Source organism: Hymenobacter sp. UYCo722, assembly GCF_040547115.1.
GTDB lineage: Bacteria > Bacteroidota > Bacteroidia > Cytophagales > Hymenobacteraceae > Hymenobacter.
In genome coordinates this window covers 1-22,288 of the sequence record NZ_JBEPPC010000007.1, presented here as the reverse complement: position 1 = coordinate 22,288, position 22,288 = coordinate 1, and the positions used below count along the sequence as shown (strand labels likewise).

The following is a 22,288-nucleotide window of genomic DNA, read 5'->3' as shown; positions in this document are numbered from 1 at the left end:
AAATTTGGCCGGCCAATCCGTGGCCTATTCCTGCATTCCCTCTCTGTGATGACCTTTCGCTACTGCCTGGGCCTGGCTTGCGCCGCCGCGCTGGCTGCCTGCGCCGCACCCAATCCCTACGCCCTCACCAACAAGTCGTATAAAGCGCAGGTGAAGGCCTACGCGGCGGCTCTGCAGGCCACGCCCCCACCCACGCCGGGCGGCGACAGCCTGCTGGGCAAATACTGGGTGGGCACCACCAATTTCAACCTGCGCAAACCCAACTTCGTCGTCATCCACCACACGGCGCAGGACTCGACGGCCCAAACGCTCAAAACCTTTACCCTGCCGCGCACCGAGGTGAGCGCGCACTACGTAATCGGGCGCGACGGCCGGGTGTACCACATGCTGAACGACTACCTGCGGGCCTGGCACGGCGGGGTGGCCCGCTGGGGCAATACTACCGACCTGAATTCCTGCTCCATCGGCATCGAGCTGGATAACAACGGCACCGAGCCGTTTGCCGAGCCCCAGCTGACCAGTCTGCTGCACATTCTGGCCGGCCTGAAAAAGGCCTACGGCATTCCGGCCGCCAACTTCATCGGCCACGCCGACATTGCGCCCAGCCGCAAAAACGACCCCAGCGCCCGCTTCCCCTGGAAGCGTTTGGCCGACAATGGCTTCGGCCTGTGGTACGATGCCGGGCCACTGCCCACCCCTTTCGGGCCCGACAGCGCCGCCGCGCTGGCCGGCCGCCTGCTGACGCTGCCCCGGCCCGAAACCGACGAAACCGCGCTCACCAATGCACTGCCCGTCGATACGAGCCAGGTGGATGCCCAGCTGGCGCGGCTGAACGGTCCGATTACCGTGTTCAACTCCCGCGAGGCGCTGCGCATTATCGGGTATGATACGCGCGATTTGCCGGCGGCCATCCGGGCATTTAAGCTGCATTTCATTCCGCAGAATGTGAGTGGGGCCCTGACGGAAGCCGACCAGCGGATTCTGTATAATCTGTACAAGAAATACCTGTAACCGGCCGGGCCCCGCTAACTTTAGCCTTTGGAGAGCCGGCGGCTGGTGCAGCGCCGGCCGGAGTTTTAAATCAGTGGTATGTTAGAAATATCTCAGCGGGGGCGGGCCATGCCCGTTTCACCGTTCCGCAAGCTGGCCCCGTACGCCGACATGGCCCGCCAGCAGGGTAAAATCGTGTATCCGCTCAACATCGGCCAGCCCGATATCGAGACGCCGCCGGCCGCGCTCGACGCCGTGCGCAACGCCGATATTCGGGTGCTGGGCTACACCCACGGCGCGGGCACCGAAAGCTACCGCTACAAGTTGGCCGCCTACTACCAGCGCGCCGGCCTGCCGGTGGTGATGGAGGACATCATCGTGACGACCGGCGGCAGCGAAGCCATCCTGTTTGCCATGCTCACTTGCCTGAACCCCGGCGATGAAGTCATTATTCAGGAGCCGTTTTACGGCACGTACACGGCCTTCGCCATTGCGGCGGGCGTGCACATTGTGCCCGTAACGGCGCGCATCGAGGACAACTTTGCCCTGCCGCCGCTGGCTGATTTTGAGCGGGCTATTACGCCGCGCACCAAGGCTATTCTCGTTTGCAACCCCAGCAACCCCACCGGCTACGTATACAGCCGCGCCGAGCTGGAAAGCATGCTGGCGCTGTGCAAAGCCCACAAGCTATACCTGATTTCGGACGAGGCCTACCGCGAATTCTGCTACGACGCGCCCTACGTGAGCGCGCTGGAGCTGGCCGGGGCCGAGCCCAACGTGGTGGTCGTGGACACGATTTCGAAGCGCTACAGCGCCTGCGGGGCCCGCATTGGGGCCTTGGTGACGCTGAACAAGGAAGTGTACGCGGCCGCCTTTCGCTTCGCGCAGATGCGGGTGAGCCCGCCCGGCCTGGGCATGCTGCTGGCCGAAGCCGCCGCCGAACTACCCGAGTCGTACTTCGATGCCAGCAAGGCCGAGTACCTGGCCCGGCGCGATTTCACGGTGGCGCGCCTGCAGGCCATGCCGGGCGTGGTGTGCCCGCGCCCCGGGGGCGCGTTCTACGTACTGGCCCACTTGCCCGTGGACGACACCGAGCAGTTCGGCCAGTGGCTGCTGGAGTCGTTTTCCTACCACAACCAGACCCTGATGCTCTCGCCCGCCAACGGCTTCTACCAGACGCCGGGCCTAGGCCGCCAGGAAGTGCGCATTGCCTACGTGCTCAACCGCACCGACCTCAGCGCGGCGTTCGACTGCCTGGAGCACGCCCTGCGCGAATACCCCGGCCGCGTCGAACCGCAGCCCGTGGCGGCGGCCACCGAAGCGGCTATTTCCCTCACTATCTGAACGTCCACTCATCCATGAATCCAACCATTGCTCCCGCCGTCGAAGCGCCTATTAAAGACTACCGCGCCCCGCTGCGCTTCTGGCACTGGGCCAGTGCGCTGCTAATAAGCCTGCAGCTGATAACCATTCTGTTTCAGAAGGTGATTGTCAAATCCAAGTCGGCGGTGACGGAGCTGCAGTCGTCGGGCAAAGCCGTTTCGGTGCCGCAGGCGCGCGAGCTGGCCCACATCATCAGCGAGCGCATCTGGGCTTGGCACATCTACTTTGGGTGGGCGCTGGTGGCGCTGTGGGTGTTCCGGCTGGGCCTGCAGCTCACGGGACCCTCGGAGCTGCACTTTTCGGCGCGGCTGATGGAGATTCTGCGCCGCTACCGCCTGGCCCCGCCCGCCGACAAGGGCAAAGCCGGCAAAATTCTGTTTGCCAAAACTACCTACGCCCTGTTCTACATTTTTATCACCCTTATGGTCGCCACGGGCCTTATTATGATATACGAGGACGTATCCTGGCTAAAAAGCTTCCAGGACCTGGCCAAGGAAGTCCACGAGTTTACGATGTACCTGATTATCGGCTTCATTGTGCTGCACGTGGTAGGCGTGGTGTGGGCCGAAACGAAAGAGGACCACGGGTTGGTTTCGCGCATGGTGGGCGGCGAAGCGCCGAAGGCCAAGGCGTAACCCCCAGCCTCCCTTCCCTGGGGAGAGGGAGTGCCTGACGAAAAACGCTCATCAAAAAGGCCCTTGCTGTACAGCAAGGGCCTTTTTGATGAGCGTTTTTAATTTACCTGCCGGGGCCGGCCCCGAAAGGAGCTCGTGAGGTAGAGCTTAGTTACCGGTGCTGCCGGGCTTCTGCTCCAGCTTCTGCAGGGGGCTGGTGGCTTTGGCAGCCTGCATGGGGTTGGCCGGGGCTTGCGGGCGCTGCTGCTCAAACAGCTCGAAGCGGGAGGCGGCGGGCTGGCGTGGGAAGGAGTTGTTGCTCAAATCGGTATCGGCCGTTTGCTGGAAAGGGTCGATTACGAAGCTGATAACCGGCTTTTTTGTCACGATGACCTTGGTGACCTGGGCGTTGTTCTTGCGCCAGATTTCGGCCGGAATGGTCTGAATTTCCTGCGTGTTGTCGGCGTAGGTCATTTGCAGCACCACGGGCATCACGAGGCCGCCCACGTTGCGCAGGCTCAGCTCGTAGAAGTTGCTCTGCGAGTCGCCCAGGCGCTGCTGCTGCTCGGGCGTGAGGCTGCCGAGCATGGCGGTGTAGCGCTGCTGGTCGGCGGGCGTCACGGCCAGGGGGTCGTAATTGTTGTAAAAATCCTTCAGCTCGGGCTTCTCGTCGACCAGGGTTTTGGCGATGTCCTGGGCATTGCGCTGAGCCGTGATGGACTGCGGCGCGGCAGCCTTCTGCTGCTGCAGGCGGGCGTTTTCGACCTGGGGGTTGCGGGTGCTGGCGTTGTAAGACTTCACCGACTCCAGGGCAATATCGGTGTGCTCGGTGGTGTAGAACCAGCCGCGCCAGAACCAGTCGAGGTCCACGGCCGAAGCGTCTTCCATCGTGCGGAACAGGTCGGCGGGCGTGGGGTGCTTGTAGGCCCAGCGCTGGGCGTAGGTTTTGAAAGCGTAGTCGAACAGCTCGCGGCCCATCACCGTTTCGCGCAGGATGTTGAGGGCCGTGGCGGGCTTGCCATAGGCGTTGTTACCGAATTGCAGTACCGATTCCGAGTTCATCATAATCGGCGATTGCAGGTTGCTGCTCGTGGCCATGTAGGCCGCGATGTTGCGGGGCTCGCCGCGGCGGCTGGGGTAGTTGCGCTCCCACTCCTGCTCGGCCAGGAACTCCACGAAGGAGTTCAGGCCCTCGTCCATCCACGTCCACTGCCGCTCGTCGGAGTTGATAATCATGGGGAAGAAGTTGTGGCCCACCTCGTGGATAATCACCGAAATCATCCCGTATTTCACCTGCGCCGAGTAGGTGCCGTCCTTCTCCGGCCGGCCACCGTTGAAGCACAGCATGGGGTACTCCATGCCGCCCACCGGGCCGTGCACCGAAATAGCCACCGGATACGCGTACGGAATGGTGTACTTCGAATAGGTTTTGATGGTGTGCGCCACCACCTGGGTCGAGTACTGGCCCCACAGCGGGTTGCCTTCCTTGGGGTAGTAGCTCATGCACATCACCGGCTTGCCTTCCTCCTTAATCTGCATGGCATCCCAGATGAACTTGCGCGAGCTGGCCCAGGCGAAGTCACGCACGTTTTTGGCCACGTAGGTCCAGGTTTTGGTGCCGGTGGCGCGGCTGCTTTCGTTCTTCACGGCCTCGTCCTGGCTCACGATGAGCACGGGCTTGGTAGCGGATTTGGCCTGCTCGAAGCGGCGCTGCTGCGCGGCGGTGAGGACCTGAGCGGCATTTTGCAGCGTGCCGGTAGCGCCCACGATGTGGTCGGCCGGCGCGGTGATGCTCACCTTATAGTTGCCGAAGGGCAGCGTGAACTCGCCGTTGCCGAGGAATTGCTTGTGCTGCCAGCCCTGGTTGTCGGAGTACACGGCCATGCGGGGGTAGAACTGGGCCATCTCGTAGAGGTAGTTCTTGTCGTCGGCGAAGTACTCGTAGCCGCTGCGGCCGTTGATTTTCGACTGGTCGGTGATGTTGTAGTGCCACTTTATGCTGAAGGACACCGCCTGGCGCGGCATTAGCGGCGTGGGCAAGTCCACGCGCATCATGGTGTTGTTGGTGACGGTACGCAGGGCGCGGCCATCCTTGCCGGTCACGCTTTCAATCTTGAACCCGCCTTCGAAATCCGACATCATGCCTTCCACGGCCTGAAACGACATCTTATCCTGCAGCTGGCCCACCTGGGTAGCGTTGGCGATGGAGTTTTTCTCGAAGATGTTCTGGTCGAGCTGCACCCAGAGGTAGGGCAGCGCATCGGGCGAAAGGTTGGTGTAGGTGATGGTTTCGCGGCCGGTGAGGGCCTGCTTGGCATCATCGAGGGTGACTTTGATGTCGTAGTCGGCGCGCTGCTGCCAGTAGTCGGGGCCGGGCGCGCCGCTGGCGGTGCGGTAGCTGTTGGGCGTGGGCAGCATCGTTTCGAGCTGCGCAAATTTGTCGGTGCCCGAGTTGGTGGTCTGGGCCACGGCGGCCTGTTGGCCCACCACGGCCAGCACCAGACCGGCGAATAAAAGACGACGCATAGAAAAAGGGTGAGGTGGGAAAATCAGAAATAAGTTAAAGTTGGCGACCAATAAGGTCGCTTAAAGTTACGGCAAGGTTGCGGTAGTGTATCACCTCACCCCCTCCCCTTCTTGGAAAGCTGAACCGGGGGGGTGCGGTGCTATGGCCACAGCAGCTGCACCAGCAGCAGCGCGGCAATGCCCAGGGCCGCGCCACTGGTCGTGAGCAGCCAGTCGCGCCGCAGCACGCCAAAGCCGCGCAGCAGCAGCGCTCCCAGCAGCAGAATAGCGCCTACAACCAACACCTGGCCCAGCTCCACACCCACGTTGAAGGCCAATAGCTCCTGCACCGGCCGGCTGCTGGGTCCCAGCAGCGCCCGCAGGTAATTGGAAAAGCCCAGCCCATGAATCAGCCCGAAGCCCAGGGCCAGCGCATTGGGGGCGGCCGCCAGCACCGGGGTCGGCCGCAGCGTGGGGCGCGCCGAAGCCGAACCAGCCCCACGCAGATTCACCAGCGCGGTAATGATGATGGTGACCGGAATAAGCGCCTCGATAAGCGTGGGCTTGAACGCGACCAGTCCCAGCGTAGCCAGCGCCAGCGTGAGCGAGTGCCCCACCGTGAAGCTGGTAACCAGTGCCAGCACGCGCCGCCAGTCGGCCAGCACGTAGGGCGCGCACAGCGCCAGCAGAAACGTGAGGTGGTCGGCCGCGCGCGGCGTGCAGATGTGCAGGAACCCCAGCTGCAGGTAAGTCTGAAAAACGGACATGGCGGCAAAGCTAGCGGTGCGCGTCCGGACGGCAACTGGTATCTTGTGCGCGTTTCTCAACCCCTTTTTTTTATGCCCAAAATCTACCAGTTGCTGGCACTGTTTTTCCTCCTGGCCGCCGCCCCGGCCCGCGCCCAGCTCCCGGCCACCGCCGCCGGGGCATCCGTGCCCGCGCTCACCCGCCAGGACACCGCCCGCGCCGTGCACGAGCTTTTTAAGAGCCGGCGCGGCGGCGGGTTCAGCTGGCTGGCGTTTGGCGGGGCCGGCACGGCGGCTTCCATTATCCCCGCGCAGCAAACGACCAGTGCCGGCGTCTGGACGCCGGGTGTCGTCATTGGCTCCACGCTGGCGCTGCTGGGCACCAAAAAGCTGCTTCAGTTTGGCTGGGGGCGCGAGCACCGCGTACTCCAGGACCTGGCAGCCACTGGCCACCTGCCGGCCGATGTGAAGCGCCGCCTACGGGGTGACTTCGCGCCGTTGCACGGCACCGCGTCGCAGCCCGACCCTTTCCTGGCGCTGGCCGCCCCGCGCCCCACCCCGGCACCCGCCGGTGCCACCCCAACTCCCGCCGTTACCACCCCGGCCCCGGCCACCGCGCCGGCCCCAGCGGTAACAACACCGCCCACCCTGGCCCCCTCGGCGGTGCAGCTGCTGGCCGATGCCCGCACCGACACCCTCGACGCCGTTACCGGCCTGTTTATGGCACGGCGCTCGGCGGGTACGTGGCCACTGGTGATACTGCTGCCCGTGGCCCGCATTATGGCCGGGGCCACGGCTACCACTCCGGCCAGCAGCCCCTACGCGCCGCAGCAAGCGGCCCCTTCGGATGGCGCGGTGGCCGCGGGCCTTGGCCTGATGGGCGCGGGCCTGGTATTCATGCTGGTACACAATGCGCCCTATTCGCAGGCTCACCTGGCCGCCTTGCAAACCAGTTACAAAGCGGGCCAGCCCCTGCCAGCCACCATCCGGCAGAAGCTGCGCCCACAACACCTCACTGCCGGCCGGCGCTACCGCGAGCGGCTGGAGCGCCGGGCGGCCCGCCAGCGTCACTAAACGCCACCGGCCCTACTGCCCGCCCATAAAAAATACCCTGACCAGATTGGTCAGGGTATTTTTTATGGGGCAGAAGAAGCTGTGCGCTTAGTCTTTCACGATGCGGCGAGCATCGACTCCGCCTTCGGTTTTGGCCCGCATGATGTAGATGCCCGAGGGCAGCTGCGAAAGGTTCAGCACCTGCGTGGTGGTGCCGGTTGCGGCAGGTACCAGGGTGGTGTTGACTACCTGGCCCAGGGCGTTGAGCACCGTGAGCTCCACTGCTTGGTGGTAGCCTTTCAGCTCCACACGCAGGTCACCATCGTGGGTTGGGTTCGGGTACACTGTGAGCGAGCTGCCCGCCAGCGGCTTCAGGCTCGACGTGACTACCAGCGCGAGCGAGGGCAGCGACACGCAGCCGTTGGCGTTGGTGGTCGTCACGGTGTACGAGCCCAGCGAGGCGGGCGTGCCGCTCACCACGTAGGTCTGGCCGGTGGCGTTGGCAATTGCCGTCCCGTTGAAGTAGAACTGGTTACCCGTGGCCGCGCTCGAAGTAAGCGTAGTCGACGTGGGGCCGTAAGCCGCACTGATGGTCGGCGTAGCGGGCCGTGGGTTCACCGTGAAGGTAGTTGTGGCCGTGGCGGCGGCGCAGCCCCCAGCGGCAGCCACCGTGTTGGTTACGGTGTAAGTACCGGCCGTGCTGCTGCCAAGGGTAATCACACCCGTAGTAGCGTTGATGGTCAGGCCCGTGGTCGAGCTGAACGCGCCAGCCGTAGCGCCCGTGCCCAACGTGGGCGTAGCGGTGCCGGTGCTGCCCACGCAGCCCGTGGCGGTCGCGTAGCTGAACGTGGCCGCGAGGGCCGCCGTGATGGTGACCGAAGCCGTGGACGAGGACGGGCAGGAGCCACCCACGCTGTACGTGACGGTATAGGTGCCCGGCGTGCTGCCGGCCAGCGCAATGGCTCCGGTAGTGGCGTCGATAACCAGGCCGGTCGTCGAGGCAAACGTGCCGCCGGCCGTACCCGTCACCGTGGCCATCGGGTTGGTCCCGCTCACGCAGTAGGTGCTGCCACTGTAGCTGAACGTAGCCGTGGTAGCCGGATTAACGGTGATGGCCGTGGCCGCGCTCGTGGCCGAGCAGCCGCTGGCCGACGTCACCACTACGCTGTAGGCACCGCTGGCCGTAGCCGCGTACGTAGCGCCCGTGGCACCGCCGATGGCCGTGCCGTTGAGCAGGAACTGATAGGTATTGCCCGTGCCAGCCGGAGCCGACAGCGTTACGGAGCCGCCCGCGCAGAACGTGGTTGGGCCACTGGCCGTGAGCGTGGCCGTGGGCAGCGCGTTGATGGTAACGGTGGCGGTAGCCGAAGCCGCCGCGCAGCCCCCCGAGGCCACAATGGCATTGGTGACGGTGTAGGTACCGGCGGTGCTGGCCGTGAGGTCGATTACGCCGGTGCTGGCATTAATAACCAGGCCTGTCGTCGAGGTGAAGGCACCGCCGCTGGCTCCGGTGGCGAAAACCGGGGCCGGATTGGTACCGCCCGCGCAGTAAGCGGCATTGGCGTAGGAGAACGTCGCTACCGGCGCACTGGTAACCGTTACCTGGGCCGTGGCCGAAGATGGGCAGGGGCCGCCCACGCTATACGTCACGGTGTAGGTTCCCAGCGTCGAAGCAGTCAGGTTGATAGCTCCGGTCGTTGTATTCAGGCTCAGGCCCGTCGTCGAAGCGAAAGCTCCGCCGGCCGTACCCGTTACCGTGGGCGTGGGGTTGGTCCCGCTTTGGCAGAAGGTCGAGCCCCCGTAGCTGAAGGTAGCCGTGGTAGCCGCATTGATGGTCACCTGCGTGGTAGCCGTTACCTGGCCGCAGCCCCCCGCGGCGGCCACCGTGTTGGTTACGGTGTAGGTTCCGGGCATGGAAGTAGCCAGGCTGATAGTCCCGGTCGTCGCGTCAATCACCAGGCCGGTGGTCGAGCTGAAGGTTCCGGCCGTGCTGGTGGCCGGAACCACGGGTGTAGGGTTGGCAGCGCTGGTGCAGTAGGACGCATTGGCATAGCTGAACGCAGCCACCGGGGCCGCCGTGATGGTGACCGAAGCCGTAGCCGAGGACGGGCAGGAACCGCCCACGCTGTACGTGACGGTGTAGGTGCCCGGCGTGCTGCCAGCCAGCGCAATGGCTCCGGTAGTGGCGTCGATAACCAGGCCGGTCGTCGAGGCAAACGTGCCGCCGGCCGTGCCCGTCACCGTCGGCGTGGGGTTGGTTCCGCTCACGCAATAGGCAGTGCTGCCGTAGCTGAACGTGGCCGTAGTCGCCGGATTCACCGTCACCGTCACCGGGGCCGAATACACCGTGCGGTTGTCGCTGGTCATAATCACGGCCCGGAACGTAGTGGTGGTTGTGAGGTTGGCAAACATGTAAGTGCTGGCAGTGTTCGTGCCAGCCAGCGTCACGAAGCCGCTGCCGGCATCGGCCTGATAGCCGGTAATGGTTCCCACGTTGCCACTCAGCGTAAGCGTACCCGAGTTGGTACCGGCGCACACGGCGGTTACCGAGCTGGCGAGCGTGCCGCCTTCGGTGTTGGCCAGCACGAAAAAGTCGTTGCCGGGCGTCAGGCTTTGGGTCGATACGATGCCGGTGGTGGGCGTGGTAGCCGCCGCGCCGCCAATGGACGCATAGGCGCCGGCCGCCGTTGGGGCCTGCGTGACCACTGCGGTAGCGGCATTGCCCAGCACGTCATCGGCCCCGTAGCTTAACTGCACCGTGGCCGTAGCCGGCAGGTTGGCCGTATTCTGAAGACGCACGTAGCGCGTGGGGTTCAGGTTGGTTACGGGCGAAACACCCGAGCCGCCCGTTGCACCAGCCACCACCGTGGCCGTAAAGGTCTGGTCGGTAGCGGCCGTGATGCCGGCAACCACCACGGGACGCCAGCCGCCCGCATCGCCGACCGCGAAAGTCCGGCTAACAGCAGTTGGGCTGTTAACCGTGATGCCCAGCGGGCCTTTCACGTACGAGGTAGCAATACCCGCGGGGGTAGTCGTTGCACCCAATCCAATCACGACGGTGTTTGCAGCCGAGGTGGTCAACAGCCCGCTTGAGAACAATAAAGAGCTGCCGGAAGCGCCGCGGGAGTTAACCAGCACGTTGCCTCCCGCCAGGATTACGCCGGCAGGGTTGGCGATGCTGATAACATCAACGTTACGCGAAGCGGGAATTTCAAAGCCAGTCGTGCGGGCCGTCAGCTCGGGAGCATAAATCAGCTGCAGGGCCCCAACGCCAATGTTGAAGGATGGCGCAGCCGTGAAGGAACCCGAAGTACCGGTATTGCCACTAACGCCAATTTGAATGGCGAAGAAAGTGGCCGACCCATCGCCAACGGTCAGGTTGCCCGTGCCGTTGAGGTTGCCGGTGAACATGTTGACGCGAAAAGCTACGATGGGCACGTTAAGGGTTACGCCACCGCCGTCGTTGTCAATTGACAGCGACCGGATGGCCGAGAAAGTACCCGCGCCGCTTAGCGTTTGCGGAACGCTGCCGGCAAAATATACGGTGCTGGCCGCCGAGGCCGGGGTCGTCACGGCTGCGGTATTGGCCGTGAAGGTGCCGTCGTTGACCAGCGTCGCGCCAAACTGCAAGTAGGTATTAGGTCCTACCGTGAAGCCGGCCCCGGACTTCACCAGCAGCGTCCCGTAGTTGAATACCGTTCCGGCTAGCGCGACCGTTTTGGCGGTGCCGGTATTATCGACCACCATGCTCGGCGTGTTGCCAGTGATGCGAAAGTTAAAGTTGGTTGCGGTGGCAGCCGTACCAATCTGGAGCGTTCCACCCGTGATGTTCGGGGTGCCGGTAACGTTGTAGTCCAGCCCGGGAGTAGCGGCGCTATTGCGGTTTACCAGGTTGATGGTGCCCCCCGAAATGTTCACGATAACATCAGCAAAAGCAACGCCCGTCGTGACAAACAAGCCGAAGCTGCTATTGGAAGAAGTGCTGCCGATGACCATCGAATTGAGCGTGCCCGCCGTCATCGTGAAGGTGATGGCCAAGCCGCTATTGCTGAAACGGCCGGCCACGTTCATCGTGCCACCCTCCTGCGTGTACACCGCCCCCGAACCGAAGGTGATGGAGTTACCGATGCTCGCCCCGACGCTGTAGGTACCAGCCGAAATGCGCAGCAAGCCGTTCACCGAAGGCGAGGCGTTCTGCGGGGCCACGGTGAAGTTGGAATTGTTGAGCCAGAAACCGCCGGTTGCCGGAATGATGTAGCCCGCAGTTACGAATACTTTATTGCTGATAGCGGCCGTACCCGAAACCTTCAGGGTGCCGGTCATGTCAGCCACGGGCGTAGTTCCCGTAGTAAGCGTAAGCAGGAAACCGTCGCCGGTGGTCGTACTGCCTTTCACCGACAGCGCCGGCAGGTTCATATCCACCACATCGGCCCTGACCGATTTGGCCAGCGAGATGGTTTGCAGGTCGGTCGTTCCCGAGCCCGAAAAAGTAACGCTGCCCGCGCTCGTAAAGCGCAGGTCCGAGCCGATGGTGGCGCTATTGCTCAGGTCGAGTACGCCGTTGTTGGTCACGCTCCCGGCTACCTGCAGCTGGTAGGCCGTGGTGGCCGACGTGAGGAGCGAGCCCGTGGCCGCAATGGTAAGCGAAGCCGCCGAGGCCGCCACATCCAGCGTTACGGTCGCACCGGCCACAATGGTAACGTCATCGCTCGCCGTGGGCACCACGCCGCCCACCCAGGTAGCGGGGGCGCTCCAGTCGCCACCCGCCGCCGTCGAGCTGATAGCGGCCAGCACCTTGTGCGCCACCACCGTGCGAACAGGCTGCACTACCGGAGCCGCAGCCGGCAGGGGCCGCACAACCGACTTTTCCAGGTCGAACACGGGCTGTAGCCGGTGCTGAGCATTAGCCTCGGCGAGTGAAAGCAAGCCAAAAGCGGCCGCGAGCAACGGCCGCCAGGTACGGCCACCGGCCGGTAGTGGGGTTGCCGGCCGCGTACAGCGACCGGTAGTGGGTAAGGAATTTGGCATACGGAAAATTGGAATGGGTGAAAAGATGTGGAAAGCGAATACAATCAGGTCGACTCCCAACGGAAATCGATATTCATCAGTGAATAACTGCCGATGTAAAACCCACTGGCAAAGCCAGTCAAAGGCAGCTAAACGTGCACTTTGCCAGATAATTCTAACTAACAGGCAGCGACGAACAAGCAAATATGAATGAATTTTAATAAGGCATCATACCCGCATTTCTACCTGCACTACCCATTCGCACAAATACAACTCTAGCAAGCTGTTTATCAATTTATTACACACAATAAATATCTTCCCGCAGAATTACGCATTCTGCACGGCCAGCACCCGTGGCGAAAAATCTTCATGCTTGGCCGGCACAGCATAGCCGTGCGGCCGATTGCAACGCCACCTGCTGATGTCGGGGCTATCAATTGCCGGAGCGGGGTAGTGGTTGCACCGCCTTCACAGCACCCCGGACGGTGGGTGCCAGGGCTGCTACCTCCCCTTGGGTAGGCCAAGCAAGTACAGCTTCTTGGCCTTGCCCGAAATGAGGCCGGTTTCCCAGGTGTACTCATCGGAGTGCAACCCTTCGAGCAGGGTTGCCATATCGCCCAAGGTGTACGTGCGGGCATTGGAAACGGCCCCATCCCAGGCAAAGCAAAGCGGGATAATGGGCACGGCATAAGTAAAAAACAACTGTTTTGCCGTGACCGGGCGCGCAAAGGGCGTGATGAAAAACGCCATCAGAAAATTCAGGGGCAGGGTTACCCACCACAGGCCAATTGGAAAGCTGTTGTCGCTGATTTCATACACGCAGATGGGCTGCTGCTGCTCCTTGGCATCCTGCAGAATACGCCGGGCCACCCCCGGACGCATGTGGTGGAAGCTGCAGACCAATGTGCGCACGCCGCGCAACTCCGAGCCTACTTCGGCCGCGTCGACCGAGTGGGTTTCGTACCGCAGCGCAGCATCGGCCTGCCCTTGGATGGCAGCAGCCAAGGTCCGGTTCGGGTACAAATCCGTCAGTATGAGCATCAGGCGGGTTAGGCCGGGCTGCTGTTTCAGCGTTCGGTAAACTTCCAGCATCGGTCCTCCGCTGCCCGAGCACAGGTCTACGATGGCCGCACGCTCGGAATGGGCCAACGCCCGACTGAGCAGTTGCACCAAATCTGCGGGCGAACCCAGGAACTTATGCATTACCACAATAAGCCGCGTCAGGCAGATGCGTATCCAATTCGGAAACCAGGCGAAGTCTTCGAGTTCGAACAAGTGGATTCGTTTCATGCAGAGCAGCCGGAAGCCAAAATACCGGTTTGAAGAAGAGAGAAGGTGCCTAGTTGCTCACGTATCACCGCCAGACACCGGAGTTAGCGGTTGCCTGTGGCGGTGACTCAGTAGTCGTTGGTTTGCCGCGGCAACTTACCAAAGCGACTATTGCCTGTGTGTAATGGTTACTGCATAAACCCGGCAAAGCGCTACGTCAGCTACCGCCAGCGCTAGCTTTCTCGTCTCTTGCGCGGCCGCTACCGGGCGCGGCGGCAGTAGTGTCAGTCCGTAATCCGCGCAAAGCTCAAGCTATTGAGATTGAATTACTGCTGACAATCAACTAAATGTAAACCTGGCTCGTAGAGCGTATGCAAGGGTGTAGGCCATACAAATTCTATTCCTGCAGCAAGGCTGCGAACATTTGCCGGAAAGTGAGCTATCGAACCGGCCTGCGTGAATGCGTAACTTTTTTTGAAAAACACGACCGAATATGAGTGTAATAGTTGTACTCGCCCAAATCATCATCGCCCTTTCCATTGTTGTGGTATGGGTATTTCGCTTTGATAATATCGTTAAGGAGTTTAAACAGTATGGACTGCCAGATTTGGTGCGCAACATGGTGGGCGCAACCAAAATTGCGTTGGCCACGCTGCTGGTGGCCGGCATCTGGTTTCCCCAGCTGGTGCTGGTACCGGCCCTGATAATGGCTTTTCTGATGGTATGCGCTCAATTAGCACACATTAAAGTGCGCAATCCCTGGTACAAATACGTGCCTTCTTTTGTGCTCTTGCTACTATCGTTGTTCGTGGCAGCGGCTTACGCAGGTGTGATTTCGGTATGAGCCTAATGACGACTATTTTCATCTGGATTTCCAGTATTTCCTTTCTATTTTACGGCATTAGTTATTTCAAATCTGCCCATCTGCAGCAGGAATTTGTGCGCTACGGCCTGCAGAAATTCGGGCCGCTAACTGCGATATTGGAAATACTGGGAGCCGTTGGTCTGCTTGTCGGCTTGGTTTCACCGCTCATTCTGCTTCTCGCCTCGGGAGGACTGACACTACTCATGCTGCTGGGCTTCGGCGTGCGAATGAAAATCGGCGATGGATTTTGGTTATCGCTGCCATCCTTCCTGTTCATGCTACTCAACGGCTATATCTGCTACGTGACGTGGCAGCACTACACCGCTTAGCTATTCTGGCATAAGATGATAAAACGTCTTAGCAAACAGCGCGTATTTAGGGAATAAAGGAGCACTAATGGCGGGCCGCTAAACACAATCGATTACCCCGCGCCCCGGCCGCCACCCCAGCGGCGCATGTAGCGGCAGTTTCACTCCTACTTAGCTATTCCTGCTCCACTCCCGGCAACTCTTCTAACATCTTGGCGATAGTTTCACCCAGCGGGTCAATCAGTTTTTGAAGCACTATCCATACAAACTCAAAATCGGTATCGAAGTAATGGTGCGTCAGCTTATCACGCATCCGGGCAATGTTGCGCCACTGTATTTCCGGGTAAGCATCCCGCCAGTCAGTTGGCAGGTTTTTGGTGGCTTCCCCAATGATTTCAATACTTTTCACGATGGCCCGGCTCATGACTTCATCGGCTACCAACGCCACCACATCCGGCAATTTCGCCCGACACCTTTGCAAAAACTGCACTTCGTCGCGGATGTGCATTAGCCGCTCAAGCGGCAATGGGGAGGACATATTCGGTCGTTTTTAAAATATGCGGCCCGATGTACTTCGACAACCCCGGCCGGGTCAGCAGTTCCACTTCACGCCCGAGCAACGCTTCCAAAAAGTCAATCACCGCGAAGAAGCCTTCAAACGTCTTGCGTCCTTCCTGAAAATCTACGAGCAGGTCTACGTCACTCTCCGGCCCGGCCTCGTCGCGCACGAACGAGCCGAACAAGCCCAGCTGCGCCACGCCCAGCGCCCGCAATTGCGCACCCTGCTGTTGCAAGCGCTCAATAACTTCGGCTTTGGTTTGAACGGGTTCCATAAAAGAAGGCTACGCGACTAATTATGCACAAGATACGGCAGCCACCCACTACCTCACCCCCGCGCCCCGGCCGCCTCCCCAAGCAGCCAAAGTAGCGGGAGTGTCTTCAGTTTCTGCTCACGGCAGCCGCAGCTACAACAGCCCAAATTCCGTCTGCGGCCCCAGAAACGACTGAATCTGCGGCAGCCGCGCCAGCAAAAATTCCGCCAGCCTCGCTACGGGCACCTGCGCATTTTGTACGGCTACCACGCGGGGCGGAAACCCTTCGGCCAGCACCAGCCGCAGGAAATCCTCTTCTTTGGTCAGCACATCGTAGCCGTGCTGCCGGGCGTAGCGCCAGATGCTCGTGTCAGGGCTGTTGTCCAGGTTAATATCGCGGACGTGCAGCACCGCCGCGCAGTGCGGGCGTAGATAGGCGGCCGATGTTTTCGTCCAGCAGCAGGCGCATGAGCAGCTACGCGGCGGCCAGCAGCATGATGCTTTCCTTATAGGCCGCGTACAGCAGGCAGGCCCGTACCTGCGCCGCGCCGATGGCCGGGAAGTCCTCGGCAATGTCGGCGGCGCTCATGCCGTTGGCCAGCATTTCCAGCACTTCGGCCACGGTCGTGCGCGTGCCCTTCACCACCGGCTTGCCGAAGCGCACCTGCGGGTTCAGTTCGATGTAAGCAGTGATGGCGGCGGTATCCATGCGGATTGGAATGGGTGGGTGGTCAAAAATACGACGAACGAGAGCAAAAGCTAACCACTAATAGCCATCCGTTAATAGCTAAAACCCACCTCCACGCTCCCCGGCTGCCACCCCAGCGGCAGGAGTAGCAGAAGTTTCTTTGCAGCCACGGGCTACTTCACCCGCTGCCAAGCCTCCAGCGGGCTCAATACCAGCAACTGACTTTCCTTGAATCCTTTCGGGTCGCCCGTCACAATGGCTTCCACCTCCGGCAGAGCCAACGCCGCAAAATGCTGCATTGCATCTTCCACATCGGTAAAGGCCGATTCTAGCGCGGCTTCCACCACGGCAGCATCTACGGCCGTCACCTGTACCAGCCGAGCTATTTTGCGCAGCATTTCCCGCGCCGACTCCGCGCCGAACTGCTTGCGTAAGGTGTAGAAGACGTGGCTGAAGCTCAGGCTTGAAACGTGCAGCGTTACCCTTCCATCATAAGCGGCTTGAAATAGGGCCACGGCCGCCAAGTCATTCGGCTCGCGTCGGCCCAGGTAATCAAATACGACGTTGGTATCCAGAAAGCAATGGCGCATTACGAAGCCCGCTCGTCGCGCTGCGTTTTATAGTCGAAACCGGCCGGCAAATCCAGGATGCCATACAACTCCTGCACGGCCGGGGCTAGCGGCGGCACCGGCTTCGCAGCCAACTGCCGCAGATACTCCTCTACCAGCGCCGCTAGGCTGCGACCCTGCTGCCGGGCGTACTGCTCGGCTTGCTGCGTCACTTCGTCGCTCAACTCAAGGGTAATGGACATAGCGGTAGGAGTTTGGGGTCAGGTAAAGATAACGCCCGCTTACCGGAGCTGGTTCAGGACTCGAATTGGCTTTCTTGAAAGCTAACCGCTAATAGCCAGCCGCTCACCCCGCGCCCCGGCCGCCACCCCAGCGGCGCATGTAGCAATAGTGTCTTCAGTTTCTAATCCTATCTCACGCGCCCCGCCGCCGTGGCTGGCGCGGCAAGGGTAGCGGGTGTTGCAGAAGAAATGTGCGGGCGTGAATCTAGCGCATTGTAACTCGTGCCTTGCATTCGAGCGAGGCAGCGCCTCGCATTTGAACAACTACTCTGAACATTCCAGATAGTCAGCACTGCCTTGCCGCTGGTGCGGCAGTGCAGCTTGTGCTTCCATATCAAGGTTGGCCACTAATTATGCTGCGCTAAATTTGCGCCAGCTTAGATACAACGGCAGTAGCTTTGCCTCTAAAGCGTCCTAACTATTGGCCACTCATATTTCGTTCGGGTCACCTTTTTACCTTCTGCAGCTAACATGAAAAGACAACTACTCATTTTGGGCTTTATTCTAGCAACCGCCTTAAATGCACATGCCCAAAGCCCCACTTCACAAGCATTCTCGCGTGCCGACACAGTTCGTGCAATTCACAACATGTTCAGCAAGCACCGCACCGGAGGAATAATCTGGACAGTGATTGGAAGTGCATTTGCTATTCGCATTGTTACAGTAGCAGCCAGTAGCGGTGCTACCCAAGGATTTTCAGGTACAACTGCCGGTACTGCAACCGGGGTTGCGCTATTCGGTGGCATACCTGCCATCATTAGTATTGGTAAATTAACTCGCTTCAGCAGCGCAAAGGAAGGTAGCACCGTAAGTGCGTACGAAGCAGGCAAAGTACTGCCCGCTTACGTCCAACGCCGCCTAAAAAAGTCGAGATATTTCGCTAATTAAATTCGTGCAGCTGCACGAAAAAAGCCCCGTTGGAAATTTCCAACGGGGCCTTTTCATTCCAAACCAACCAACGAATTACACCGCCGGCATCTCCACGTTCTCGAACTTCACCGCGCCGTCCTCCAACACCGCTTCCACCACGGCGTCCTTGCTCACACGGCCCGAAAGAATATCCTTCGACAGCTCATTCAGAATGACGCGCTGGAGCACGCGCTTCAGCGGGCGGGCACCGAACTGCGGGTCGAAGCCGGCTTCGCCCAGGTAATCCAGGACTTCGGGGGTGGCTTCGAGCTGGATGCCGGCTTCGGCCAGGCGCTGCTGGATTTGCTTGAACTGGATGTCGACAATCTTGCGGATTTCCTTGCGCTTGAGGGGCTGGAACATCACGATTTCGTCGATGCGGTTCAGGAACTCGGGGCGCATGTGCTGCTTGAGGCGCTCCAGCACTTCGTCGCGGGTGCGGTCCACCACTTCCTCGTGGTTGTACTCGTTCAGCTCCTTGAAATTCTTCTGGATGATGTCGGCCCCCGTGTTCGAGGTCATGATGATGATGGTATTCTTGAAGTTCGCCACCCGGCCTTTGTTGTCGGTGAGGCGGCCATCGTCGAGCACTTGCAGCAGGATGTTGAACACGTCGGGGTGGGCCTTTTCGATTTCATCGAGCAGCACTACCGAGTAGGGCTTGCGGCGCACGGCCTCCGTGAGCTGCCCGCCCTCGTCGTAACCCACGTAGCCGGGAGGGGCCCCGATGAGGCGCGACACCGAATGGCGCTCCTGAAACTCGCTCATGTCGATGCGCACCATCGCATTCTCGTCGTTGAACAAATACTCGGCCAGGGCCTTGGCCAGCTCGGTTTTGCCCACGCCGGTGGTGCCCAGGAAAATGAACGAGCCGATGGGCCGCTTGGGGTCCTGCAGGCCGGCGCGGGAGCGGCGCACCGCATCCGAAATGGCCGCGATGGCCTCGGCCTGGCCCGCCACGCGCTTGCCCAACTCGGCTTCGAGCTGGAGCAGCTTCTCGCGGTCCGATTGCAGCATTTTGCTCACCGGGATGCCGGTCCACTTGGCCACCACTTCGGCAATGCTCTCGCTGGTCACGACTTCCTGGAGCATGGTGCCGCCGTCTTTGTTGGCGGCGGCCTCGTCCTGGAGGGCCCTCAGCTTGGTTTCGGCTTCCTGAATCTTGCCGTAGCGCAACTCGGCCACGCGGGCGTAATCGCCCTGGCGCTCGGCCTGCTCGGCTTCCAGCTTGAATTGCTCGATGGCTTCCTTCTGGGTTTGAATGCCGGTGAGCACGGCTTTTTCGCTTTCCCAGCGGGCTTTGAGGGTGTCGCGCTTGTCGTTCAGCTCGGCCAGCTCCTTGCTGAGCACGGCTTCGCGGTCGCGGTTGTCTTCGCGGCGGATGGCTTCGCGCTCAATCTCGAGCTGCATGATGCGGCGCTGGATTTCATCGAGCTCCACGGGCATGGAATTCAGCTCGATGCGGAGTTTGGCGGCGGCTTCGTCCATGAGGTCGATGGCCTTGTCGGGCAAAAACCGGTCGGTGATGTAGCGCGAGCTGAGCTCCACGGCGGCAATCACGGCGTCGTCGGTGATGCGCACGCCGTGGTGCAGCTCGTACTTCTCCTTGATGCCGCGCAGGATGCTGATGGCGTCGTCCTGGGTGGGCTCGTCCACCATCACGGCCTGGAAACGGCGTTCGAGGGCCTTGTCCTTCTCGATGTACTTCTGGTATTCCTTGAGCGTGGTGGCCCCGATGGCGTGCAGCTCGCCGCGCGCCAGGGCGGGCTTGAGCAGGTTGGCGGCGTCCATGGCGCCCTCGCCCCCGCCGCCGGCCCCGATGAGGGTGTGCATCTCGTCGATGAAGAGCACAATCTGCCCATCCGAGTCGGTCACTTCCTTGATGACGGCCTTGAGGCGCTCCTCAAACTCGCCCTTGTACTTGGCCCCGGCCACGAGCAGGCCCATGTCGAGACTCATGATGACTTTGTCGCGCAGGTTTTCGGGCACGTCGCCGGCCACGATGCGCTGGGCCAGGCCCTCCACGATGGCGGTTTTGCCCACGCCGGGCTCGCCGAGCAGCACAGGGTTGTTTTTGGTGCGGCGCGAGAGGATTTGCAGCACGCGCCGGATTTCCTCGTCGCGGCCAATCACGGGGTCCATCTTGCCGCGCCGCACCTGCTCGTTGAGGTTCACGGCGTAGCGGTTTAGGCTCTGGTACTGGTCTTCGGCGCTCTGGCTGGTGACTTTGCGCCCGCCGCGCAGTTCCTGAATGGCGGCCTTCAAGTCCTTGTCGTTGAAGCCCGTGTCTTTGAGCAGCGTGGCCACGGCATCGCGGCCGGAGAGGATGCCCAGCAGCAGGTGCTCGATGGACACGAACTCGTCGCCCATGTCCTTCATGGCGGCGTTGGCGCGCTGCACGGCGGCGGCCGCGTCGTTGGCGAAGTAGGGCGAGCCGCCGCTCACCTTGGGGTAGGCGGCCACAAGGGCATCGAGCCGCGGCGTGAGAATGTTGAGGTTGGCCCCCAGCTTGTTGGCCAGAAACGAGAAGACGCTCTCGTCGCTCTGGAAGATGCCCTTCAGCAAATGGCCGGTTTCGACCGCCTGCTGCTGGTTTCCGCCGGCAATTTCGGTGGCCTTCTGCACGGCCTCCTGCGCCTTGATGGTGAAGTTTTTAAAGTCCATTTTCGTTCGTCTCTAAGTGGATGCTTCGGGTTAGGAAGTTCGTACGAGAGGACTAGCAAATGGGGTGCGAGAGGTGAAAAGCGGACTTTTTGGCGGAAATGAAAATGATTTAAAAGAGCAAGTGAGACATTTTGGCTGAATCGAATTATCTACTGTATTGCACCTTTTGCCAAGTTGTCCAAATATGTAGTTAACACCTTTACACCAATAGTTTCCGCGTGTTCACCTGTTTTTTTAAGGACTTTTATTAAAAATCCTTTTATTTTTTCTGACGAGCTAATTTTATCAGTTTGTGACGCTTCTTCATCTTTTAACTTGTCGATGCTGGATTTTATGAGCGTCAAATCCTCTTTGCTACCATATTTAGACACAACTCTCAAAATCTCTGTGTCATTTTCTGAATAGCCTTCCGCATTCACATCCAGCCCAAAAGGCCCTACTTTACCTCCAATGAAATAAGTCGAGTCCTTAATAAGCCCTTTAGAATTCAGCAAACTTAGCTCCTCACTATACATTGTGTTTTCTAAAGCAATGTTCTCAAAATCTTGCTTCATCAACATCTTAATTCTCTCTTGTTGATGTTTTATATCCAATAATAACCTTTGATATTTTTTCATGATGCCTTGCATGGCATCAAATACTTCCACCGAATTAGCATATTCTTTGGCTACAAGTTTTGCAGCTTCTTCTGGTGCTTCCAGATACACTTCTATAAATTTATCAAAGCGACGAATAGCATTCGAAAAGTCTTCTGCTCCTTCTAGCACTTTAGATTTGAAGTAGTATGTAGTGCCGTTTGAACTACTATCAGAATCCACAATAAAATTTATACCTTCTATATTTCGCATATATTTCTCGAATATTTTGACAAAATCAGAAAATTCATCATGCAGAATCTGTTCATTCGACACATATATACTAAAAAAAACATCCTTTACTATGTCAAAGAGAAATTCCTCAATGACATGAGCAATGCTTTGTTTTTCTTTAAACGTCTTCAAAAGGACTTTTGAAGAGAGAATTGCATCAATTGATTTTGATACATCATCTTTTCTGTTGTGATAATCTTCTATCCTTTTTTGTGCTAAATCAAGGTTTTCTAGCAAAGACCTATAACCAAAATTCGGCTCATCTGGGATTGGGGGTGCTCCCCCCAAAATCATATGCAGCTCTTCGCCTGTAAATTTCTTTTCTCCAAAAGGAGCGTATCCATCCCTTGCAAATAACTCGGCTTCGATGACTAATATTCTTTCTAGAAGCTCTGAATAAGACAGATACCGCTCTTCAGTGTAATCATAGTAATTAAAGTTCTCATGTATATTCTCCTCATATACTATAACTATTGATTTAGTTTGTGAGCAAATCTCTAATAGTCTATTCCAATGGTCGTTGTATTCCGGCTTAGATACTTGCAAAAAAAGTGGAGTAGCTAAGTAAATAATAACGCCATGTAATTCCCCACCTTTAATCAACAAGTCAATTTCTTGAAACTTCCTAATCCATGACTTTGGCTGCAATCCGCGGATATTATGAAGCTGTTTAGGAAGTAGTCGGCGACGTAATTTTACGCAGTAGCAGCACGGTAAAAGCGAGCCAGTGCAGGGCCAACCAGTTTTGCAGGCTGG

Annotated in this window: 19 protein-coding genes; 7 read left to right on the top strand and 12 right to left on the bottom strand. The window is 59.5% G+C overall.

Going from position 1 to position 22,288, the window contains the following annotated elements; genetic code table 11:
• Nucleotides 1–48 precede the first annotated feature (48 nt).
• From ABIB44_RS15660 to ABIB44_RS15650, 3 genes are all read left to right on the top strand, one after another.
• Nucleotides 49–1,011 (top strand): N-acetylmuramoyl-L-alanine amidase, encoded by a 963-nt coding sequence (locus ABIB44_RS15660; RefSeq protein WP_354585839.1) that lies wholly within the window; start codon nucleotides 49–51, stop codon nucleotides 1,009–1,011.
• A 78-nt stretch (nucleotides 1,012–1,089) separates the two neighbouring features.
• Entirely contained in the window at nucleotides 1,090–2,334 is a 1,245-nt protein-coding gene (locus ABIB44_RS15655) for a pyridoxal phosphate-dependent aminotransferase (RefSeq protein WP_354585601.1), read from the top strand.
• Nucleotides 2,335–2,348: 14 nt separating this feature from the next.
• Nucleotides 2,349–3,008, top strand: a complete 660-nt coding sequence (locus tag ABIB44_RS15650; protein WP_354585600.1) for a cytochrome b/b6 domain-containing protein — start codon at nucleotides 2,349–2,351, stop codon at nucleotides 3,006–3,008.
• A 147-nt stretch (nucleotides 3,009–3,155) separates the two neighbouring features.
• Here ABIB44_RS15650 and ABIB44_RS15645 read toward each other — a convergent pair whose 3' ends face one another.
• Both ABIB44_RS15645 and ABIB44_RS15640 read right to left on the bottom strand, forming a co-directional pair.
• Nucleotides 3,156–5,513, bottom strand: coding sequence for a M1 family metallopeptidase (locus tag ABIB44_RS15645; protein ID WP_354585599.1), 2,358 nt, complete (start codon nucleotides 5,511–5,513; stop codon nucleotides 3,156–3,158).
• A gap of 140 nt (nucleotides 5,514–5,653) precedes the next feature.
• Entirely contained in the window at nucleotides 5,654–6,259 is a 606-nt protein-coding gene (locus ABIB44_RS15640; protein ID WP_354585598.1) for a HupE/UreJ family protein, read from the bottom strand.
• A 72-nt stretch (nucleotides 6,260–6,331) separates the two neighbouring features.
• On the opposite strand from ABIB44_RS15640, the gene ABIB44_RS15635 reads away from it, so the two are divergent.
• Nucleotides 6,332–7,312, top strand: coding sequence for a hypothetical protein (locus ABIB44_RS15635; RefSeq protein ID WP_354585597.1), 981 nt, complete (start codon nucleotides 6,332–6,334; stop codon nucleotides 7,310–7,312).
• Between the two features lie 87 nt (nucleotides 7,313–7,399).
• Here the strand turns inward: ABIB44_RS15635 and ABIB44_RS15630 are convergent, their stop codons facing one another.
• Together ABIB44_RS15630 and ABIB44_RS15625 are read right to left on the bottom strand one after the other, a co-directional pair.
• Nucleotides 7,400–12,319 carry a DUF8696 domain-containing protein gene (locus tag ABIB44_RS15630; RefSeq protein ID WP_354585596.1) on the bottom strand — a complete coding sequence of 1,640 codons (4,920 nt, stop codon included), beginning with the start codon at nucleotides 12,317–12,319 and terminating at the stop codon, nucleotides 7,400–7,402.
• A 480-nt stretch (nucleotides 12,320–12,799) separates the two neighbouring features.
• Entirely contained in the window at nucleotides 12,800–13,588 is a 789-nt protein-coding gene (locus ABIB44_RS15625; RefSeq protein WP_354585595.1) for a hypothetical protein, read from the bottom strand.
• A gap of 472 nt (nucleotides 13,589–14,060) precedes the next feature.
• Here ABIB44_RS15625 and ABIB44_RS15620 point away from each other — a divergent pair, with 472 nt between their 5' ends.
• A complete protein-coding gene (locus ABIB44_RS15620; RefSeq protein WP_354585594.1) occupies nucleotides 14,061–14,411 on the top strand; it encodes a DoxX family protein in 351 nt (116 codons plus the stop codon).
• Between the two features lie 5 nt (nucleotides 14,412–14,416).
• Nucleotides 14,417–14,761, top strand: coding sequence for a DoxX family protein (locus ABIB44_RS15615; RefSeq protein WP_354585592.1), 345 nt, complete (start codon nucleotides 14,417–14,419; stop codon nucleotides 14,759–14,761).
• A gap of 154 nt (nucleotides 14,762–14,915) precedes the next feature.
• Here ABIB44_RS15615 and ABIB44_RS15610 read toward each other — a convergent pair whose 3' ends face one another.
• The 6 genes from ABIB44_RS15610 to ABIB44_RS15585 form a co-directional block, all read right to left on the bottom strand.
• Nucleotides 14,916–15,248: a HepT-like ribonuclease domain-containing protein gene (locus tag ABIB44_RS15610; RefSeq protein WP_354585591.1), complete on the bottom strand. Its 333-nt coding sequence runs from the start codon at nucleotides 15,246–15,248 to the stop codon at nucleotides 14,916–14,918.
• Nucleotides 15,249–15,255: 7 nt separating this feature from the next.
• The gene (locus tag ABIB44_RS15605) at nucleotides 15,256–15,573 is read right to left on the bottom strand and encodes a nucleotidyltransferase family protein (RefSeq protein WP_354585590.1); all 318 of its coding nucleotides are present in this window, start codon (nucleotides 15,571–15,573) and stop codon (nucleotides 15,256–15,258) included.
• 132 nt (nucleotides 15,574–15,705) lie between these two features.
• Complete coding sequence (locus ABIB44_RS15600) at nucleotides 15,706–16,125, bottom strand: DUF5615 family PIN-like protein (RefSeq protein WP_354585589.1); 420 nt, start codon at nucleotides 16,123–16,125, stop codon at nucleotides 15,706–15,708.
• Entirely contained in the window at nucleotides 16,028–16,261 is a 234-nt protein-coding gene (locus ABIB44_RS15595) for a DUF433 domain-containing protein (RefSeq protein WP_354585588.1), read from the bottom strand. Before ABIB44_RS15595 ends, ABIB44_RS15600 begins: the two co-directional genes overlap by 98 nt.
• 152 nt (nucleotides 16,262–16,413) lie before the next feature.
• The gene (locus ABIB44_RS15590; RefSeq protein WP_354585587.1) at nucleotides 16,414–16,830 is read right to left on the bottom strand and encodes a PIN domain-containing protein; all 417 of its coding nucleotides are present in this window, start codon (nucleotides 16,828–16,830) and stop codon (nucleotides 16,414–16,416) included.
• Entirely contained in the window at nucleotides 16,830–17,051 is a 222-nt protein-coding gene (locus ABIB44_RS15585) for a DUF6364 family protein (protein ID WP_354585586.1), read from the bottom strand. Before ABIB44_RS15585 ends, ABIB44_RS15590 begins: the two co-directional genes overlap by 1 nt.
• A 510-nt stretch (nucleotides 17,052–17,561) precedes the next feature.
• On the opposite strand from ABIB44_RS15585, the gene ABIB44_RS15580 reads away from it, so the two are divergent.
• Nucleotides 17,562–17,978 carry a hypothetical protein gene (locus ABIB44_RS15580; RefSeq protein WP_354585585.1) on the top strand — a complete coding sequence of 139 codons (417 nt, stop codon included), beginning with the start codon at nucleotides 17,562–17,564 and terminating at the stop codon, nucleotides 17,976–17,978.
• Between the two features lie 75 nt (nucleotides 17,979–18,053).
• Here the strand turns inward: ABIB44_RS15580 and clpB are convergent, their stop codons facing one another.
• Together clpB and ABIB44_RS15570 are read right to left on the bottom strand one after the other, a co-directional pair.
• On the bottom strand, nucleotides 18,054–20,663 hold the full coding sequence (gene clpB / locus ABIB44_RS15575) for an ATP-dependent chaperone ClpB (protein WP_354585584.1): 2,610 nt from the start codon (nucleotides 20,661–20,663) through the stop codon (nucleotides 18,054–18,056).
• Nucleotides 20,664–20,812: 149 nt separating this feature from the next.
• A partial coding sequence (locus tag ABIB44_RS15570; RefSeq protein WP_354585583.1) for a hypothetical protein occupies nucleotides 20,813–22,288 on the bottom strand: 1,476 nt, incomplete at its 5' end.

Bases quoted from the DNA above. Each gene is read 5' to 3' on its own strand.
- ABIB44_RS15660 (WP_354585839.1), top strand. From the start codon at position 49: ATGACCTTTCGCTACTGCCTGGGCCTGGCTTGCGCCGCCGCGCTGGCT.
- ABIB44_RS15620 (WP_354585594.1), top strand. From the start codon at position 14,061: ATGAGTGTAATAGTTGTACTCGCCCAAATCATCATCGCCCTTTCCATT.
- ABIB44_RS15635 (WP_354585597.1), top strand. From the start codon at position 6,332: ATGCCCAAAATCTACCAGTTGCTGGCACTGTTTTTCCTCCTGGCCGCC.
- clpB (WP_354585584.1), bottom strand. From the start codon at position 20,663: ATGGACTTTAAAAACTTCACCATCAAGGCGCAGGAGGCCGTGCAGAAG.
- ABIB44_RS15615 (WP_354585592.1), top strand. From the start codon at position 14,417: ATGACGACTATTTTCATCTGGATTTCCAGTATTTCCTTTCTATTTTAC.
- ABIB44_RS15645 (WP_354585599.1), bottom strand. From the start codon at position 5,513: ATGCGTCGTCTTTTATTCGCCGGTCTGGTGCTGGCCGTGGTGGGCCAA.
- ABIB44_RS15590 (WP_354585587.1), bottom strand. From the start codon at position 16,830: ATGCGCCATTGCTTTCTGGATACCAACGTCGTATTTGATTACCTGGGC.
- ABIB44_RS15640 (WP_354585598.1), bottom strand. From the start codon at position 6,259: ATGTCCGTTTTTCAGACTTACCTGCAGCTGGGGTTCCTGCACATCTGC.
- ABIB44_RS15655 (WP_354585601.1), top strand. From the start codon at position 1,090: ATGTTAGAAATATCTCAGCGGGGGCGGGCCATGCCCGTTTCACCGTTC.
- ABIB44_RS15625 (WP_354585595.1), bottom strand. From the start codon at position 13,588: ATGAAACGAATCCACTTGTTCGAACTCGAAGACTTCGCCTGGTTTCCG.
- ABIB44_RS15585 (WP_354585586.1), bottom strand. From the start codon at position 17,051: ATGTCCATTACCCTTGAGTTGAGCGACGAAGTGACGCAGCAAGCCGAG.
- ABIB44_RS15605 (WP_354585590.1), bottom strand. From the start codon at position 15,573: ATGGAACCCGTTCAAACCAAAGCCGAAGTTATTGAGCGCTTGCAACAG.
- ABIB44_RS15610 (WP_354585591.1), bottom strand. From the start codon at position 15,248: ATGCACATCCGCGACGAAGTGCAGTTTTTGCAAAGGTGTCGGGCGAAA.
- ABIB44_RS15650 (WP_354585600.1), top strand. From the start codon at position 2,349: ATGAATCCAACCATTGCTCCCGCCGTCGAAGCGCCTATTAAAGACTAC.
- ABIB44_RS15595 (WP_354585588.1), bottom strand. From the start codon at position 16,261: ATGGATACCGCCGCCATCACTGCTTACATCGAACTGAACCCGCAGGTG.
- ABIB44_RS15580 (WP_354585585.1), top strand. From the start codon at position 17,562: ATGAAAAGACAACTACTCATTTTGGGCTTTATTCTAGCAACCGCCTTA.
- ABIB44_RS15630 (WP_354585596.1), bottom strand. From the start codon at position 12,319: ATGCCAAATTCCTTACCCACTACCGGTCGCTGTACGCGGCCGGCAACC.